The sequence below is a fragment of the Pseudomonas sp. SYWMCR5 genome, assembly GCF_057197165.1.
Genome location: NZ_JBXUNH010000008.1, coordinates 86,818 through 101,466, shown reverse-complemented (window position 1 = coordinate 101,466; position 14,649 = coordinate 86,818). Strand labels below are relative to the sequence as shown.

The following is a 14,649-nucleotide window of genomic DNA, read 5'->3' as shown; positions in this document are numbered from 1 at the left end:
GGTGGTTCCTCTAGATCAAAAAGCTAAGGCCGACGCAGAACAGCAGCGCGGCAAACAGGCGCTTGAGCAGGCGCGGCGACAGCTTGTGCGCCAGACGCGCGCCGAAGCGGGCGAAAAACATGCTGGTGACGGCAATGCCGACCAGCGCGGGGAGATAGACGTAGCCCAGGCTGTGCGCGGGCAGATGCGTTTCGTTCCAGCCCAGGATCATGAAGCTCAGGGCACTGGCCAGGGCGATTGGCAAGCCGCAGGCCGACGAGGTGGCCACGGCCTTCTGCATGGGCAGGCTACGCCAGGTAAGAAAAGGCACCGTGAGCGAGCCACCACCGATACCGAAGATCGCCGAGGCCCAGCCGATCACCCCACCCGCCGCGATCAGCCCAGGCTTGCCGGGGATGCCACGGCTGGCCTTGGGCTTGAGGTCGAGAGCCATCTGCAGCGACACCAGCAGGGCGAACACGCCGATGATCTTCTGCAGCATCGGCCCCTGGATCAACGAGGCGGTCTTGGCGCCAATGCCGGCGCCAATGAGGATGCCGACAGTCATCCACAGGAACACCGGCCACTGTACGGCCCCCTTGCGGTGGTGCTCCAGCACGGCATTGATCGAGGTGAAGACGATGGTCGCCAGCGAAGTCCCGACCGCCAGGTGCGTGAGGATCGAGGCATCGAAGCCCTGCAGGGTGAAGCTGAACACCAGCACCGGCACGATGATGATGCCGCCGCCCACGCCGAAGAGCCCGGCCAGTACGCCGGCGCAGGCGCCCAACAGCAGATAGAGTACGAATTCCATTCGCCGACCCTGTGAATACGATCCGGCATGGTAACGGAAGCCGGGGCTGCGCCTCTAGTGAACTCTGTGTCAGGTGATGGAAGTGCAGGCAGGCTGTGGGTAGAGTGGCACAAAACACTGAGGCCACCCCATGTGCCTGATCGTATTCGCCTGGCGGCCGGGGCACGCCCTGCCGCTGATCGTCGCGGCCAACCGCGACGAATTCTATGCCCGCCCTACCCAGGCGCTCGCCCCCTGGGACGATGCCCATGGCGTACATGCCGGGCGCGACCTCGAAGCCGGCGGCACCTGGCTGGGTATCGGCCCGGCCGGGCGTTTCGCGGCGCTGACCAATATCCGCGACCCTCGCCAGCCGCTCGGGCCACGCTCGCGCGGAGAACTGGTGGCGGCCTTCCTGCAGGGAGACCTGGGCGTCGAGGCGTATCTGGACCAGGTTGCCAGCCGCAGCGCGCAGTACTCGGGGTTCAACCTGCTGGTGGGCGATGGCGAGCGGCTAGGCTATCTGCACGCCCGCGACCCGGCGCCACGGCTGCTGTCACCCGGCGTGTACGGGCTGTCCAACGCCGGGCTGGATACGCCGTGGCCAAAACTGGTGAAGGCGCGCTCGGCGCTGGGCCAGGCGCTGGAATCGGCAGACCCGCAGCAGCTACTGGCGCTGCTGGCCGATGGTGGGCAAGCACAAGATGGTGAGTTGCCGGAGACCGGCGTAGGGCTGGCGACCGAGCGGTTGCTGTCGAGTGTGTTCATTGCCAGCCAGAATTACGGGACGCGGGCAAGTACCGTGCTGATCGTGGATGATCAGGGCAGAAGGCGGATGATCGAGCGCAGTTTCGGGCCCTTTGGTGGGCATCTAGGGGAAGTGGAACTGAATCTCGTGTGACTTCTCAGGCCCCTTCGCGGGCAAGCCCACCCCTGTGGGAGCGGGCTTGCCCGCGAAGGGGCCTGTGAACCATCAGAGGCTCTTGTTAGGTCCGATCATCCGCGCCAGCCCCAAGTTCTTCAGCGCCAGTTGCAACGAGCTGTGGATAACCTGCGGGTTGTCATGGGTCATGGCTTCGGTCAGCAGCTCGCGGGCCTTGCTCATGTTGATCTGACGCAGCATCCACTTCACCTTCGGCAGGTTGGTGGCGTTCATCGACAGGCTGTCGAAGCCCATCGCCATGAGCAGGATCGCCGCTGCCGGATCACCGGCCATCTCGCCGCAGATACTCACCGGCTTGCCTTCGGCGTGGGCATCGCGCACCACGGTCTGCAAGGCTTGCAGCACCGCGGGATGGAGGTAGTCGTACAGGTCGGCGACCCGCGGGTTGTTGCGATCGACCGCCAGCAGGTACTGCGTGAGGTCGTTGGAGCCGACCGAGAGGAAGTCGACCTGACGCGCCAGTTCCTTGGTCTGGTAAACGGCAGCCGGAATCTCCACCATCACGCCAACCGGGGGCATCGGCACATCGGTGCCTTCGTCACGCACTTCGCCCCAGGCACGGTGGATCAGGTGCAGCGCCTCTTCCAGCTCATGGATGCCAGAGATCATCGGCAGCAGGATACGCAGGTTGTTCAGCCCCTCGCTGGCCTTGAGCATGGCGCGGGTCTGTACCAGGAAGATTTCCGGGTGGTCGAGGGTGACGCGAATGCCGCGCCAGCCGAGGAAGGGGTTTTCTTCCTTGATCGGGAAGTAGGACAGCGCCTTGTCACCGCCGATGTCCAGCGTGCGCATGGTCACCGGCAGCGGGTGGAAGGCCGCCAATTGCTCGCGGTAGATCGCCAGCTGTTCCTTTTCGCTGGGGAAGCGCTGGTTGATCATGAACGGCACTTCGGTGCGGTAAAGGCCCACGCCCTCGGCGCCACGCTGCTGGGCCCGGGCCACGTCGGCCAGCAGACCGGTGTTGACCCACAGCGGCATGCGGTGGCCGTCGGGGGTGATGCACGGCAGCTCGCGCAGGGCATCGAGCCCCTGGGCCAACTGGCGTTCTTCCTCGACCACGTCGCTGTACTGCTTGCGCAGCACATCGCTGGGGTTGGTGTAGGCCTCGCCCTTGTAGCCGTCGAGAATCATCTCGATGCCATCGACCTTGGAATACGGCAGGTCGACCAGGCCCATCACCGTCGGGATGCCCATGGCCCGGGCCAGGATCGCCACGTGGGAGTTGCCCGAGCCCAAAACCGACACCAGGCCGACCAGCTTGCCTTCCGGCACTTCGCCGAGCATCGCCGGGGTCAGCTCCTCGCTGACCAGGATGGTGTTGTCGGGGTAGACCAGCGTCTGCGAGCGGGCCTCCTGCAGGTAGGCCAGCAGGCGGCGGCCGAGGTCCTTGACGTCCGAGGCGCGCTCGCGCAGGTAATCGTCATCCATCAGCTCGAAGCGGCTGACGTGCTCGCCGACCACCTGGCGCAGCGCGCCCTGGGCCCACTGGCCGGTCTTGATGACCTCGGCCACTTCGCCACCGAGGGCGGCATCTTCGAGCATCATCAGGTACACATCGAACAGCGCACGCTCTTCGGGGCGCAGCTGGGTCGCAAGCTTCGCCGACAGCTTGCGCATGTCGGCGCGCACCCCTTCGAGGGCGTTGTTGAAGAGTTTGAGCTCGCCGTCGATGTCTTCGACGGTCTTGTCCGGGACCACTTCGAGGTCGGCAGGCGGCAGCATGACCACTGCGCGGCCGACGGCAGCGCCCGGCGAGCCCGGTACACCGACGAAACGTGCTTCCTGGATACCCTTGCCCTGGCGGCCCAGGCCGCGTATCGAGCCGGTGGCCTCGGCGTGGGCGATAACCCCGGCGAGCTGGGCGCTCATGGTCACCAGGAAGGCTTCTTCGCCTTCATCGAACTGGCGCCGCTCCTTCTGCTGGATCACCAGTACCCCGACCACGCGACGATGGTGGATGATGGGGGCACCAAGGAAGGAGGCGAAGCGTTCCTCGCCGGTTTCGGCGAAGTAGCGGTAGCGCGGGTGATCCGCCGCGTTCTCGAGGTTCAGCGGCTCCTCGCGGGTGCCGACCAGGCCGACCAGGCCTTCGTTGGGGGCCATGCTGACCTTGCCGATCGAGCGCTTGTTCAGGCCTTCGGTGGCCATCAGCACGAAACGGTTGGTCTCCGGGTCGAGCAGGTAGACCGAGCATACCTGGCTGCCCATGGCCTCCTTGACGCGCAAGACAATGATACCCAACGCCGTCTTGAGATCTTTGGCGGAGTTCACTTCCTGGACGATCTTGCGCAGCGTATTGAGCATGGCTCGGGGTCGGACTCCGTCGTCAGTCGCGCGTCAACAGGCGCGGGGCTAGCTCTTTCAGGGCGCGGCGATACACCTCGCGCTTGAATGTCACCACCTGACCCAGCGGATACCAGTAGCTGACCCAGCGCCAGCCATCGAATTCCGGTTTTCCGGTCAGGTCCATCCGCACCCGCTGTTCGTTGCTTACCAGCCGCAGCAGGAACCACTTCTGCTTCTGGCCGATGCACAGCGGCTGGCTGTGCGTGCGGACCAGGCGCTGGGGTAAACGATAACGCAACCAGCCTCGGGTGCAGGCAAGAATTTCCACATCCTCGCGTTCCAGGCCAACTTCTTCGTTCAGCTCGCGGTACAGGGCATCTTCTGGGGTTTCGTCAGGGTTGATGCCACCCTGTGGAAACTGCCAGGCATCCTGGTTGATCCGCCGAGCCCATAGCACCTGCCCGGCATCATTCGTGAGAATGATCCCGACATTGGGGCGAAAACCATCCGGGTCGATCACGGCAGCAACCTCGAAAACGCATGTCACCGCATTGTTCCACAAAGCTTGCGAGCGCAGCAACGCACCCGCCATAGCTTATGTGCAGCGAGGTGAAAACTCCGTATTCTGCGGGACTTCTTCCCGGAGGCTTCTGCGAGAAAACCCATGCGCCTGGCTTTATTCGACCTGGACAATACCCTCCTCGGCGGCGACAGCGATCACGCCTGGGGTGACTACCTGTGTGAGCGGGGCATCCTCGACCCCATCGCCTACAAGCAACGCAACGACGCCTTCTATCAGGATTACCTCAACGGCACCCTGGACCTGCAGGCCTACCTGGCGTTCTCGATGGAGATCTTCGCCGCCACCGAACCTGCCCAGCTCGACCAATGGCACCGCGAATTCATGCGCGACTGCATCGAGCCGATCATCCTGCCCAAGGCGCTCGCCCTGCTACAGCAGCACCGCGAGGCTGGCGACAAGCTGGTGATCATCACTGCCACCAACCGCTTCGTCACCGCGCCCATCGCCCGCCGCCTGGGCGTGCGTACCCTGCTGGCCACCGAATGCGAGCGTGATGGCGAGCGCTACACCGGGCGTAGCACCGATATACCCTGTTTCCGTGAAGGCAAGGTGACGCGCCTGAAGCGCTGGATGCTGGAGAACGGCTACGACCTGGAAGACAGCTACTTCTACAGCGATTCGCTGAATGATCTGCCGTTGCTGGAGCAGGTGACGCACTCGGTGGCGGTGGACCCGGACCCGAAGCTGCGTGCAGAGGCCGAGCGGCGCGGCTGGCCGGTGATTTCGTTACGCGATTGACGCGGGGCTCTCTTCATGGGTTTACCCGTGAAAAGGGCCCCGCAGACGCATCAGACCGGCTTGGCCCCCATCAATCCTGCAATCGACAGGAAGCACACCCCACTGAACACCGCCAGCGCCAGCGTCAGACGCAGCCCGGCAGGTTCGGCCTTGCGCAGACGGTTCAGCCGCACCAGCAGCCACCACACGGCGAAAGCGCCCAGGGTATAGAGGATGCTGGAGGCCAGCACCCAGGTCTGGCCCAACGGCCAGCCGACCAGGTGCACCAGCCACCAGCCGGTGAACGGCATGCTCAGCAGGCACAGCCCCATCACCAGCCAGACGAATACCAGCGGCCGACGCAGCAGTTTGGCGTAGGCCTCGGCATCGCCCTGGCGGCGGGCACGCAAGGTCCAGGTCGCCAGGCCCAGCGCACCGAGGATCAACAGTGCGGTGGCGAGGATATGCAGGGTCTTGAGGGTGGTCAGGTGTTCCATCGCGTGCGGGTCCTTGAAAGACTTTTTTCGGCCTCATCGCGGGACAAGCCCGCGCCTACAGGTAAGGCGTTGCCTTCATGCCAAGCGTAGCCGCTCAACCCAGGAACAGCTTGTACGCCGGGTTATCGGTTTCATCCCAGTAGGGATAGCCGATCTTGGCCAGCGCCTCGGGCACCAGGTGACGCTCGTCATCCGGCACCTGCAGCCCAGCCACCACACGACCATCCGCCGCGCCGTGGTTGCGGTAGTGGAACATCGAGATGTTCCAGCGCCCGCCCAGCTTGTTGAGGAAGTTGAACAGCGCCCCCGGACGCTCAGGGAACTCGAAACGCAGCACCAGCTCATCGCTGGCCGCCGCCGAGTGGCCGCCGACCATGTGACGGATATGCAACTTGGCCAGTTCATTGTCGGTCAGGTCGGTTACCGGGAAGCCCTGCTCGGTCAGGTGCTGAACCAGGGCGGCGCGCGGGTCGGTCTCTGGATGGGTCTGCACGCCGACGAAGATGTGCGCCTCTTTGTCGGCGTGGTAACGGTAGTTGAACTCAGTGATCTGGCGCTTGCCGATAGCCTCGCAGAAGGCCTTGAAGCTGCCCGGACGCTCCGGGATGGTCACGGCGATGATCGCCTCGCGCTTTTCGCCCAGCTCGGCGCGCTCGGCCACGTGACGCAGGCGATCGAAGTTGACGTTGGCACCGGAGTCGATGGCCACTAGCGTCTGCCCCGAGACACCGGTCAACTCGACGTACTTCTTGATGCCCGCCACGCCAAGAGCGCCGGCAGGCTCGGTGATCGAGCGGGTATCGTCGTAGATATCCTTGATTGCTGCGCAGATCTCATCGGTGCTGACAGTGACCACCTCATCGACATGATCCTTGCAGATATCGAAGGTGTGCTGGCCGATCTGCGCCACAGCGACACCGTCGGCGAATAGCCCCACCTGCGGCAACACCACACGCTCGCCCGCAGCCATGGCGGCCTGCAGGCAATTGGAATCGTCGGGCTCGACACCGATCACCTTGATCTCGGGGCGCAGGTACTTCACATAGGCTGCGATCCCGGCAATCAGCCCGCCACCGCCGACCGGCACGAAGATCGCGTCCAGGCGGCCCGGGTGCTGGCGCAAAATTTCCATGGCCACGGTGCCCTGCCCGGCGATGGTGTGGGGATCGTCGTAGGGATGGATGTAGACGAAGCCCTTCTCCTCGACCAGCTTCAGCGAATAGGCCAGCGCCTCGGGGAAGGAGTCGCCGTGCAGCACCACCTTGCCGCCACGCGAGCGCACACCCTCGACCTTGATCTCCGGCGTGGTCTTGGGCATCACGATGGTCGCCTTGATGCCCAGCTCCCGCGCAGCCAGGGCCACGCCCTGGGCATGGTTGCCGGCAGAAGCGGTGACCACGCCGCGCGCCAGCTCTTCGGCGCTCAGTTGCGCCAGCTTGTTGTACGCCCCGCGGATCTTGAAGGAGAACACCGGCTGCAGGTCCTCGCGCTTGAGCAGGATCTGGTTGCCCAGGCGCTTGCTCAGTTGCCCGGCGTTGTGCAGCGGGGTTTCGACAGCGACGTCGTAGACGCGCGAGGTGAGGATCTTCTTGACGTACTGTTCGAGCATCTTGGAAACATCACTGGGCCGCGGGACAAGGGCTGGAAGTCTACCCCAGCGCCCTGTCGGGCGACCACAGCAAAGCCGCCGGACTCGTTATACTAGGCGACTTCAGAAAACCTCCCGCCCCTCTCGGAGCCCGCATGACCCAGGACCAACTCAAACAGGCCGTCGCCCAGGCCGCTGTCGACTTCATTCTGCCAAAGCTGGATGAAAAGAGCGTCGTCGGCGTCGGCACCGGTTCGACCGCCAACTTCTTCATCGACGCCCTGGCCCAGCACAAGACCGCCTTCGACGGCGCCGTCGCCAGCTCCGAGGCCACCGCACAGCGTCTGAAGGGTCATGGCATTCCGGTCTATGAGCTGAACAGCGTCAGCGAGCTGGAGTTCTACGTCGACGGTGCCGACGAGAGCGATGCGCACCTGAACCTGATCAAGGGCGGCGGTGCGGCCCTGACCCGCGAGAAGATCGTCGCGGCAGTGGCCAAGACCTTCATCTGCATCGCCGACGCCAGCAAGCTGGTGCCGGTGCTCGGCGCCTTCCCGCTGCCGGTCGAGGTGATCCCGATGGCCCGCAGCCACGTGGCGCGCCAGCTGGTCAAGCTGGGCGGCGACCCGGTGTATCGCGAAGGCGTGGTGACCGACAACGGTAACGTCATCCTCGACGTGTACAACCTGCAGATCACCAACCCGGTGGAGCTGGAAAGCCAGATCAATGCGATCGTGGGCGTGGTCACCAATGGCCTGTTCGCGGCGCGTCCGGCAGATTTGCTGCTGCTGGGGACTTCAGAAGGCGTGAAGAGCCTGAAGGCCGAGTAAACCGCCGCTCCCACAAGTACCCCGCTGTTCTGGAGGACACCGGGAAACCTGTGGGAGCGGGCTTGCCCGCGAATAGGCCAGCACTGACACAACAAAGACCATGCCCCCACAGAGCCCTGAACTACACCTACTCAGCCGATTGCCTGAACACATAGAACAGGTTCGGCTCACTCACCAGGTAAATGGTCCCGGCATCGTCCATGGCGATCCCCTCAGCCTGCGGCACTGTCTTCTTCAGGCCCTGATACCCCTTGCGCAATGACAGGGTGCTCAGCGGCCGCCCCTTCACATCCAGCTCCAGCACCAGCCGTGATTCGTCCGACAGCGCCAGCAGATGCCCGCTGCGTTCATCGAACTGCAGGCTCGACAGGTCGCGCACGAACAACCGCGAATCGCGCTTGCGGTCCTGCACCACATGCACCGCATAGGGCTGCTCCGGATTGTCATGTGGGAAGCCGTGCACCTCGTAGATCAGCATCGGGTCACGCTCCTTGGCGACGAACAGGCGCTTGCCGGCAGAGTCGTAGGCCAACCCCTCGAAGCCCTTGTTGCCGTTCAGGCCGATGCCCAGGGTGAGCTGTTCGGCATCGTTGGCATCGAGAAACAGGGTGTCGTCGTCCAGGCGCACACGGATCAGGCGCTGCTGACGCTCATCGGTGATCACGTAGCTGTTCGGCCCGACGTACTCCACGGCCTCGGGATCACCGAAACCGGTCAGCGGCACACGGCGCAGGATGCGCCCGTCCAGCGAAAGCTCGATGAGCTCGGAGCGGGCGTTGGTGACGGTGAACAGGGTCTTGCGGTCAGGATCGTAGGTGAGCGCCGAGACATCGTCGTCCAGCCCCTCGATGGGCTGAGCCTCGATCACGACCTGGTAGCGATCCAGACCGATGCCCTGCTCGGTCGGCTGCCACCAGCTCTTGAGGTTGAACCAGCCGCGCTCGAACAGGCGGAACTCGTGCCCCGCCACGCCAAGCACCGCCAGCACGGAGAAAGCCAGAAGAAAGAGAAACGAACGAAGATGACGGCGCATGAAGAGGACTCGACGGAGGATGCCGAATCTAATCATTCATAGCTGAAATAAAGCTTAAGGCCATCATCAGAGAATTCCGATAATCCTGTCAGTGCTTCTTGAAGCGATAGAACAGCGCGGGCTCGCTGACCATGTACAGGTTGCCCTGATCGTCCATGGTCACACCTTCGGCCCGAGGCACACGGCTACCCAGACCGTTGAACGCCCCGAGCAAGGTCATGAAGCTGACCTGTTCGCCCTTCTCGTCCAGCTCCAGCAGCATGTTCGAGTCAGCCGACAGCACCAGCAGGTGGCCCGTGCGTGGATCGACCGCCAGCGCCGACAGGTTGCGCAGGTCCAGCTCGTCACTGGGCAGTAGCTGCTTGTCGCCCTTGAGCGGCCCGCGACCGTCGGTGCTCCAGGCAAACAGACGCGGCGGACGCTCTTCGCCGATGATCAGGCGCTGGCGCAGCGAGTCCCAGGCGATGGCCTCGAAGCCCTTGTTGCTCTTGACCGACTTGCCCAGGTCATAGCTGGGGAAGTCGTCGTGATTGAGCGTCGAGGTACTCGCGTCCACCTTTACCAGCGTCAGGTCATGGTTGCGCTCATCAACGATCGCGATCAGCCCGTTTTCCAGCACGGCAAGGCCTTCAGGATTTTCCCAACCCACCAGCGGAATCTTGCGCAACACGTCGCCATCGAGCGTGAGTTCGACCAGGAAGGGGTTCTTGCCCATCACTGCAAACAGCGTGCGGGTCTGCGGATTGAACGACAGGTCCGAGGCTTCGTCGTCGTCCATGCCCGGCAACGGCTTGGCGTCGATGTCTACCAGGTAGTCCGGCAGCCAGACGCTTTCAATGCGCTCGGCACTGCTCTCGAAACGCTCCTTGACCCACAGCAGGCCACGGTCGTCCCAGTGCATGGCGATGGCCACCCCATAACCGATCACCGCTGCCACAGCCAGGGCGAACGGCCAGCGCAGGTAGAAACGACGCTTGGTGGAAGCTGGGGCGCTGGAGGGTGCTGGCATGCAGGGGGTCCTGGGTAAATGGGCGAAGACCCGCGCATTATCCAGATGCGGTGTGAAAAAAACGGTAAATCGTTCGCGGGTAAAACCGCTCTCACAAGGCTGCGCAAATCCCTGTAGGAGCGGGTTTACCCGCGAAAAGGACGACCCGCAGTCAGATCAAAGCACGCGGCTCTCGAAGCGGCTGACACCCGGCAGCTCAAGCACCAGCTCATCACCGACATTGAACGGCCCGACACCGGCCGGAGTACCGGTGAGAATCACGTCACCCGCCTGCAGGGAGAACTGCGCAGCGATGTGCTGGATGATCGGCACGATAGGGTTGAGCATCATTGCGCTGTTGCCATCCTGGCGCACTTCGCCATTGATGGTCAGGCGTACCGGAATGTCGGTCACGTCCTCGAAGCTGGATGCGGCGACGAACGGCGGCAATACACAGGCGCCGTCGAAGCTCTTGGCCAGCTCCCACGGCAGGCCCTTCTCCTTCAGCTTGGCCTGTACGTCACGCAGGGTCAGGTCCAGGGCCGGGGCGTAGCCGGAAATGGCATCCAGCACCTCTTCGACTGTCGGCTTGGTCGACAGTGGCTTGCCCAGCAGCACGGCAATCTCGGCCTCGTAGTGCACCGAACCGCGGTCGGTCGGGATCTTGAAGCCGCCTTCCAGTGGCACCACGCAGCTGCCGGGCTTGATGAACAGCAGCGGCTCGCTGGGGATGGGGTTGTCCAGTTCCTTGGCATGCTCGGCGTAGTTGCGGCCGATGCACACCACCTTGCCCAGCGTGAAGTGGATGCGCGTGCCGTCTACGTACTGGTGCTGGTAACTCATGGGGCCGACTCCTCTGGATACTGCTTTCTTATTCAGGTGCGAAGATCTTACCCGGATTCATGATGCCGTTCGGGTCGAACACCGCCTTTATCGCTTTCATGCAGGCGATTTCATCTGCCGAGCGGCTGTAGCCGAGGTAGTCCCGCTTGGTCATGCCCACGCCGTGCTCAGCAGAGATCGAACCGTTGTAGCGCTCGACGATCTCGAACACCCATTTGTTGACCTTGGTGCAGGAGGCGAAGAAATCGTCCTTGCTCATGTGATCGGGCTTGAGGATGTTCAGGTGCAGATTGCCGTCGCCGATATGCCCGTACCAGACGACTTCGTAGTCGGGGTAGTGTTCGCCGACCACCGCATCGATATCACGCAGGAACGCCGGCACCTTGGAGACGGTGACGGAAATATCGTTCTTGTAGGGCGTCCAGTGGGAGATGGTCTCGGACAGGTACTCACGCAGCTTCCACAGGTTCTTCAGCTGCGTCTCGCTCTGGCTCATCACCCCATCGAGCACCCAGCCCTGCTCGACGCAGTGCTCGAAGGTGGCCAGGGCTTCGCTGGCCACTTCCTCGGTGCTGGCCTCGAACTCCAGCAGCGCATAGAAGGGGCATGGCGTGTCGAACGGCGCCGGCACGTCGCCGCGACCCATGATCTTGGCCAGGCCCTTGTCGGAGAAGAACTCGAAGGCGGTCAGGTCGAGCTTGCCCTGGAAGGCATGCAGCACCGGCATGATCGAGTCGAAGTCCGGCGTGCCGAGCACCATCGCCGTGAGGTTGCGCGGCGCGCGGTCCAGGCGCATGGTCGCCTCGACCACGAAGCCCAGGGTGCCCTCGGCACCAATGAACAGCTGGCGCAGGTCGTAGCCGGTGGCGTTCTTGATCAGGTCGCGGTTGAGCTCCAGCAGTTCGCCCTTGCCGGTGACCACCTTCAGCCCTGCCACCCAGTTGCGGGTCATGCCGTAGCGAATGACTTTGATCCCGCCGGCATTGGTGCCGATATTGCCGCCAATCTGGCTGGATCCGCTCGAGGCGAAATCGACCGGGTAGTACAGGCCCTGGTCCTCGGCGAACTGCTGCAACTGGCGGGTGATCACGCCCGGCTGGCAGACCACGGTGCGGTCGAATTCGTTGAAGGCGAGAATCTGGTTCATCTGGTCGAAAGCCACCACGACTTCGCCATTGGCAGCGACCGCAGCGCCCGACAGGCCGGTGCGTCCGCCGGACGGCACCAGCGCGACCTTGTGGCGGTTGGCCCAGCGCACGATGGCCTGGACTTGCTCGGTGGTCTTGGGCAGGACGATGGCGGTCGGCGCCGGCGGGTAGTGCTTGGTCCAGTCCTTGCCGTACGCTTCGAGCGAGGCGGGGTCGGTCAGGACCTTGCCAGGGTCGACCAGGGTCTTCAGCTCATCAATTACCGCAGCGTGGGTCATCGCCAGAACTCTCGAATGATTCATGGTCACCCTGAGCACTCTTCACCTGTCGGGATAAGCTCAGACGGTGTCGCGTATGCTAGCATAGCCCTCCCGTCGATCGTGCTAAGGCCCGTCGCCGCGCCGCTTTGCCCCCCTCGCCATTTTTTCTCCGGGATACAGGTTTACGCAGATGAGCAAGACTTCTCTCGACAAGAGCAAGATCAGGTTCCTTCTTCTCGAAGGCGTCCACCAGAATGCTGTGGACACCCTCAAGGCTGCCGGGTACACCAACATCGAGTACCTCACTGGCTCACTGCCGGATGCGCAACTGAAGGAAAAGATCGCGGACGCCCACTTCATCGGCATCCGCTCGCGCACTCAACTGACTGAAGAAGTCTTTGACTGTGCGAAGAAACTGGTCGCGGTCGGCTGCTTCTGCATCGGCACCAACCAGGTTGACCTGAACGCGGCCCGCGAGCGCGGCATCGCGGTGTTCAACGCGCCGTACTCCAACACCCGTTCGGTTGCCGAACTGGTGCTGGCCGAAGCCATCCTGCTGCTGCGCGGCATCCCCGAGAAGAACGCCTCCTGCCACCGCGGTGGCTGGATCAAGAGCGCGGCCAACTCCTTCGAGATCCGCGGCAAGAAGCTCGGCATCGTCGGCTACGGCTCGATCGGCACCCAGCTGTCGGTTCTGGCCGAAAGCGTCGGCATGCAGGTCTACTTCTTCGACCCGCTGACCAAGCTGCCACTGGGCAACGCCACCCAGGTCACCAGCCTCAACGAACTGCTGGGCCTGGCCGACATCGTCTCGCTGCACGTGCCTGAGCTGCCATCCACCCAGTGGATGATCGGCGAGAAGGAAATCCGCGCGATGAAGAAGGGCTCGATCCTGATCAACGCTGCCCGTGGCACCGTGGTCGAACTGGATCACCTGGCTGCCGCGATCAAGGACAAGCACCTGATCGGCGCCGCCATCGACGTGTTCCCGGTCGAGCCGCGCTCGAACGACGAAGAGTTCGAAAGCCCACTGCGTGGCCTGGACAACGTGATCCTGACCCCGCACATCGGTGGTTCGACCGCCGAAGCCCAGGCCAACATCGGCCTGGAAGTGGCCGAGAAGCTGGTCAAGTACAGCGACAACGGTACGTCCGTATCCTCGGTCAACTTCCCTGAAGTGGCCCTGCCGGCGCACCCGGGCAAGCACCGCCTGCTGCACATCCACGAAAACATCCCGGGCGTACTCAGCGAGATCAACAAGGTCTTCGCCGAGAACGGCATCAACATCTCCGGTCAGTTCCTGCAGACCGACGAGAAAGTGGGTTACGTGGTCATCGACGTCGACGCCGAGTACTCGGACCTGGCGCAAGAGAAACTGCAGCACGTCAAGGGCACCATCCGCTCGCGCGTCCTGTTCTGAGCCTGATGGCTGCATGAAGAAGGGAGGCCCTGGTGGCCTCCCTTTTTTTGCCTGCGCGATCCGAGTGTTCTGCTTCGCGGTCGAATCGGGGCGCCGAAGCGCCGCGAAGCTTCCAGGCATCACTTCACATTGACGGTGATCTTCTTCGACTCGACGCTTGGCTTGAACGGCACATGGTACTGGTCGCCCAGCACCAGTTGCAGGGTGTGCTTGCCCGGGGTCAGGGTGATGGTCGCCTCGGTCTGCGCCTTGCCGAAATGCAGCACCTGCGGCCCGGCTGGCAGGGGTTGGTTGCCCTCGGGCATCAGGCTGGTCGGCAATGGCTGGTCAGCTACAGGCGCCTTGTCGACATCCACCAGCAGGTGATGGTGCCCGGAGTGCGGGGTCTGGTCGCCAGCCGGCTTGAGCGCGATACCCTCGATGCCGAACTTGACGGTGAAGGTCTTGTCGACCGTGGCGCCATCGGCCGGGGAGACGATGAAGACCTTGGCGTCTTTCGGTGGCTCCTGGCTTTTCAAGGCATCGGCAGCGCTGGCAAACAGCGAGGCCCCCATCAGCAGACCGGCAAGGGCAGCACGCGACACTGGGCTTTTCATTCACTTCTCCTGTCATTCACTTCAATTGACCGCTATCACTTAAACGAAGCGAGGTGGTACTTCACCATAGTCCAGTTACCGTCCCGCAGGTTCAAAAATGCCGGCATGAAAATTTCAGCGACGGCGTAAACCTAAGCACGATGTC

At 63.3% G+C, this 14,649-nt stretch carries 14 protein-coding genes; 4 read left to right on the top strand and 10 right to left on the bottom strand.

The genetic code is table 11. From position 1 onward, the window contains the following. Nucleotides 1-10: 10 nt before the first annotated feature. Nucleotides 11-793 (bottom strand): sulfite exporter TauE/SafE family protein, encoded by a 783-nt coding sequence (locus tag AC2CGW_RS20010; RefSeq protein ID WP_186665532.1) that lies wholly within the window; start codon nucleotides 791-793, stop codon nucleotides 11-13. Nucleotides 794-923: 130 nt separating this feature from the next. Here AC2CGW_RS20010 and AC2CGW_RS20005 point away from each other — a divergent pair, with 130 nt between their 5' ends. Then, nucleotides 924-1,673, top strand: coding sequence for an NRDE family protein (locus AC2CGW_RS20005; protein WP_186665531.1), 750 nt, complete (start codon nucleotides 924-926; stop codon nucleotides 1,671-1,673). A 72-nt stretch (nucleotides 1,674-1,745) separates the two neighbouring features. Here AC2CGW_RS20005 and ptsP read toward each other — a convergent pair whose 3' ends face one another. Further along, on the bottom strand, nucleotides 1,746-4,019 hold the full coding sequence (gene ptsP / locus AC2CGW_RS20000) for a phosphoenolpyruvate--protein phosphotransferase (protein ID WP_186710667.1): 2,274 nt from the start codon (nucleotides 4,017-4,019) through the stop codon (nucleotides 1,746-1,748). Nucleotides 4,020-4,041: 22 nt separating this feature from the next. Beyond that, nucleotides 4,042-4,521, bottom strand: coding sequence for an RNA pyrophosphohydrolase (locus tag AC2CGW_RS19995; protein ID WP_029614755.1), 480 nt, complete (start codon nucleotides 4,519-4,521; stop codon nucleotides 4,042-4,044). Between the two features lie 144 nt (nucleotides 4,522-4,665). On the opposite strand from AC2CGW_RS19995, the gene AC2CGW_RS19990 reads away from it, so the two are divergent. Further along, the gene (locus AC2CGW_RS19990) at nucleotides 4,666-5,322 is read left to right on the top strand and encodes a histidinol-phosphatase (protein ID WP_186665529.1); all 657 of its coding nucleotides are present in this window, start codon (nucleotides 4,666-4,668) and stop codon (nucleotides 5,320-5,322) included. A 50-nt stretch (nucleotides 5,323-5,372) separates the two neighbouring features. Here the strand turns inward: AC2CGW_RS19990 and AC2CGW_RS19985 are convergent, their stop codons facing one another. Both AC2CGW_RS19985 and ilvA read right to left on the bottom strand, forming a co-directional pair. Continuing rightward, the gene (locus AC2CGW_RS19985; RefSeq protein ID WP_288376419.1) at nucleotides 5,373-5,798 is read right to left on the bottom strand and encodes a DUF2269 domain-containing protein; all 426 of its coding nucleotides are present in this window, start codon (nucleotides 5,796-5,798) and stop codon (nucleotides 5,373-5,375) included. A gap of 94 nt (nucleotides 5,799-5,892) precedes the next feature. After that, nucleotides 5,893-7,407: a threonine ammonia-lyase, biosynthetic gene (ilvA, locus tag AC2CGW_RS19980; RefSeq protein ID WP_186665527.1), complete on the bottom strand. Its 1,515-nt coding sequence runs from the start codon at nucleotides 7,405-7,407 to the stop codon at nucleotides 5,893-5,895. Nucleotides 7,408-7,541: 134 nt separating this feature from the next. Between ilvA and rpiA the strand changes: the two genes are divergently transcribed. Continuing rightward, nucleotides 7,542-8,216 (top strand): ribose-5-phosphate isomerase RpiA, encoded by a 675-nt coding sequence (gene rpiA, locus AC2CGW_RS19975; RefSeq protein WP_054891125.1) that lies wholly within the window; start codon nucleotides 7,542-7,544, stop codon nucleotides 8,214-8,216. A 127-nt stretch (nucleotides 8,217-8,343) separates the two neighbouring features. On the opposite strand, the gene AC2CGW_RS19970 is transcribed toward rpiA, so the two are convergent. The 4 genes from AC2CGW_RS19970 to AC2CGW_RS19955 form a co-directional block, all read right to left on the bottom strand. Then, nucleotides 8,344-9,249: an SdiA-regulated domain-containing protein gene (locus tag AC2CGW_RS19970; RefSeq protein WP_186710665.1), complete on the bottom strand. Its 906-nt coding sequence runs from the start codon at nucleotides 9,247-9,249 to the stop codon at nucleotides 8,344-8,346. An 88-nt stretch (nucleotides 9,250-9,337) separates the two neighbouring features. Next, nucleotides 9,338-10,258, bottom strand: a complete 921-nt coding sequence (locus AC2CGW_RS19965; protein WP_426351512.1) for an SdiA-regulated domain-containing protein — start codon at nucleotides 10,256-10,258, stop codon at nucleotides 9,338-9,340. 156 nt (nucleotides 10,259-10,414) lie between these two features. After that, a complete protein-coding gene (locus AC2CGW_RS19960) occupies nucleotides 10,415-11,080 on the bottom strand; it encodes a fumarylacetoacetate hydrolase family protein (RefSeq protein ID WP_426351513.1) in 666 nt (221 codons plus the stop codon). 28 nt (nucleotides 11,081-11,108) lie between these two features. Beyond that, a complete protein-coding gene (locus tag AC2CGW_RS19955) occupies nucleotides 11,109-12,506 on the bottom strand; it encodes an FAD-binding oxidoreductase (RefSeq protein ID WP_426351514.1) in 1,398 nt (465 codons plus the stop codon). A gap of 172 nt (nucleotides 12,507-12,678) precedes the next feature. Between AC2CGW_RS19955 and serA the strand changes: the two genes are divergently transcribed. Further along, the gene (gene serA, locus AC2CGW_RS19950) at nucleotides 12,679-13,908 is read left to right on the top strand and encodes a phosphoglycerate dehydrogenase (RefSeq protein WP_054891120.1); all 1,230 of its coding nucleotides are present in this window, start codon (nucleotides 12,679-12,681) and stop codon (nucleotides 13,906-13,908) included. A gap of 119 nt (nucleotides 13,909-14,027) precedes the next feature. On the opposite strand, the gene AC2CGW_RS19945 is transcribed toward serA, so the two are convergent. Continuing rightward, entirely contained in the window at nucleotides 14,028-14,504 is a 477-nt protein-coding gene (locus AC2CGW_RS19945; protein ID WP_186710663.1) for a DUF4399 domain-containing protein, read from the bottom strand. Nucleotides 14,505-14,649 lie beyond the last annotated feature (145 nt).